We start from the raw sequence: 549 nt of genomic DNA, 5'->3' as shown, positions 1-549 counted from the left end.
ATCGTGGATACACTCCTGAAACTGTTCTGGTTTTTTCATTCTCGCCACACTCCCAGCCAATCCGTTTGGTTTTCTCATATCTCCAGATAAGCTTTGCCCTGCGCAACGATGCCGACAGACCCGCCGATTTGCAGGCTTTTGATTTCTTCTCCCTGCCAGGAAGCAGCCACGTGAATGCTTCCCCCTGGCTGTCTGATCTCCGCCGCCGCATCCTTTTGCTGCTTCCAGGCCAAATAGGCGCCCACGGAAGCCGTCCCCGAGCCGCAGCCCCGCTCCCAAATCATGCTGTCCAACTGTGGAACGTAAATGAGCGGTGCCAGCTCGTGCGTTTCCGGTTTGTACAGCAAAATGCCGATCATGCTGGACGCTGACTCTGCTCCGAGCCGCTTTGCCAGCGAAGCCGCACTCCTGCGCAATTCCTCGTGCGCACGCTCCACTTCGATCACGACATGCAGGAAGTCCCGATATTGGACAAGCCCCAGACTCCACTCGCGGCCTTCATGCGCAGTCGCCCGCTGCTCCAGCTTATGCGGCACAGGCATGGCTACC

General features: G+C 57.9%; 1 protein-coding gene. It reads right to left on the bottom strand.

Translation table 11 applies throughout. The annotated features are described in order from the left end of the window. Positions 1-74: 74 nt before the first annotated feature. On the bottom strand, positions 75-549 hold a 475-nt coding region (locus AC27KL_RS28120; protein WP_487171805.1), incomplete at its 5' end, for a histidine racemase CntK family protein.

This window comes from Paenibacillus sp. YAE3 (assembly GCF_057546105.1).
The sequence above is the reverse complement of the archived record's forward strand: the minus strand, read 5'-3'. Positions and strand labels throughout refer to the sequence as shown.